This is a genomic window from Spirabiliibacterium mucosae (assembly GCF_014884965.1).
GTDB lineage: Bacteria > Pseudomonadota > Gammaproteobacteria > Enterobacterales > Pasteurellaceae > Spirabiliibacterium > Spirabiliibacterium mucosae.
On the sequence record NZ_JABTBO010000052.1, the window covers coordinates 1 to 2028 of the forward strand.

The 2028-nt window shown below is 28.5% G+C and carries 4 protein-coding genes and 1 pseudogene; all 5 read right to left on the minus strand.

The features are described from left to right. Positions 1–128 precede the first annotated feature (128 nt). On the minus strand, positions 129–359 hold the full coding sequence (locus HPC37_RS10690; protein WP_208123093.1) for a glycosyltransferase family 2 protein: 231 nt from the start codon (positions 357–359) through the stop codon (positions 129–131). A gap of 177 nt (positions 360–536) precedes the next feature. Beyond that, the gene (locus HPC37_RS10695; protein ID WP_208123094.1) at positions 537–734 is read right to left on the minus strand and encodes a glycosyltransferase family protein; all 198 of its coding nucleotides are present in this window, start codon (positions 732–734) and stop codon (positions 537–539) included. 263 nt (positions 735–997) lie between these two features. Next, positions 998–1135: a hypothetical protein gene (locus HPC37_RS11335; RefSeq protein ID WP_427915973.1), complete on the minus strand. Its 138-nt coding sequence runs from the start codon at positions 1133–1135 to the stop codon at positions 998–1000. Positions 1136–1294: 159 nt separating this feature from the next. Beyond that, a pseudogene (locus HPC37_RS11340) lies at positions 1295–1681 on the minus strand (sulfatase-like hydrolase/transferase); the annotation flags it as partial. A 150-nt stretch (positions 1682–1831) separates the two neighbouring features. Further along, positions 1832–2028: hypothetical protein (locus HPC37_RS10705; RefSeq protein WP_208123095.1), on the minus strand; the 197-nt coding region annotated here is incomplete at its 5' end.

Genomic DNA, 2028 nt, shown 5'->3' on the forward strand with positions numbered 1-2028 from the left:
TTGATGTGGTAGTTGACGTCCATAAGCCGCCGATATATTAGACCAAGAAAAGAGGACACTAAAGCTTTTAACGAATTTTCATTAGTGAAAATAACATCTTGTGTCATAAAACAATCACATCAATATCATCAGACAAAAAGATAAAATAAATTCCGGGTACTACCATGATTAAAATCAGATTGATCAATTAGGTGAATCTGAAAACCTGCTTTTTGAGCCAATTCGCATGTCTTGTCCGTTGAAGATGAATCAATAATAATAAACTGACTTGCCTTAATATTCTGTTTATAATAAGACTCAATCAAATATGGCAAACTATCTTCAGCGTTGTAAGTTGGTATGCAAATAGCAAATTTCATTCTTACCTCTTACAAATTCAAAATTCTAAGAATAAATTTTTAATCACATGGACATGAGAATATTTCCGAAGCTTATTTTTTGAAAGAGTTGAAGTTGGAATAAACAAAACCAGCTTTTCCAGCTCTGCAACCTGACTGATTGCTAATTTAAAATTTGAATAAAATTTTCTAAATTTTTTAATGATGTGAAAAAATCTTGCTTTTTTTATGATAAATACCAATTTGATTATTAGCATGCTGACGATATAACAAAGTAGGCTCAGGAATAAAAATAGCTTCACCATAATATTTAGCTAACAGAGCAATCCACCAATCATGCATATACAAATTATCTATTTCAACAAATTTTAAAGATTCTAAAATCAACTCCAGCATCTTTCTGTTTATGCAGCTAGAGGCTCCTTGCACACAGTTTCGATACAAAATACTATCATCATCGAAAAAATTGTGACTTAGCCCCTGGTAACTAAAAAAGTCTGATTTTGACTACATCATTCAATAATAGATTACAGTCACTAAAATAAAGCTGCGGTTTTTCAGAATCATAATTTTCAAGGATTTTTTTGAAAAAATTTCAATTTTATTGGGCAACCATATGTCATCTTGATCAGAAAAAAATATAATCTGCATTACAAAGCTTAAGGAATGACAAAAATTATTTTAGTTCCATTCCTTGTAGTATTTACTATATAAAAGTTAAAATAATTGAAATGTTTAAAAGTATTTTTTACTACTTCAATAGTATTATCAGACGATCCATCATCGATAACAAATATAGATTTGGTAAAACATTTTGTGTAAAAATACTCTCAATTTGTTTTCGACAAATTGAGATCCATTATATGTACACATTATCAATTCAAAATTCATAATTTAGATTTTTTAACCACCATAAATCTGTAACTTGATAACTTTATCCTTCAATTCTGAATCATTTAAAATTTAATCTCATTATTTTCAGTATTAAAAACCTCAGATCCAATGGCTGTTATTCTATTTAGTCTAGAAGGCTGAACTTTATCAAAAATAGAGATCCCAAGAAATTTGTTAACACCTTTTTTTATCCCACATATGTCTAATATGGTGGGGGCAATAGATAAAGAATTTAAACCATTAGCATTGAATATAGCCGGTTTAATTCCTTTCTTGTATATGATAAATGGTACTCTATCAACAAAGTAATTACTTTTAGTTTTAAATGTCTTTTTAAACTCTGGATCTGGGAAACTTGAGTGATCAGCCGTTAGAATCAAAATTGTATTATCTGAAATAGGAGCCGCATTAAAATTTTTAATAAATCTACCTAATTGGTAATCAAAGTTATAAAATTTATTTTGTAAGGATTATTACCATCTTTAAATTTTTTTGAAGGGCTATCTAATCCAATATGAGTTCCAACAGTATACATCCCATAAAAAAATGGCTGTTTAATTGTATTTAAATTTTCAAATAACAAATCAAAGGAATCACTATCACTTAGCTCCTTCAGGCTCCATTTTGTGCATCCTTTTATCTTCGTAGCCAAAAATTCGATCAAATCCTAAAGTCTTCAACATAACACTTAATTGTGATTGAGTAGTATTAGAAGCTTGAAAATAAGTATTATATCCATGATTTTTTAAAATATCAGCCACTGATATAAGTTTATTACCATCATATTTCTCAATAA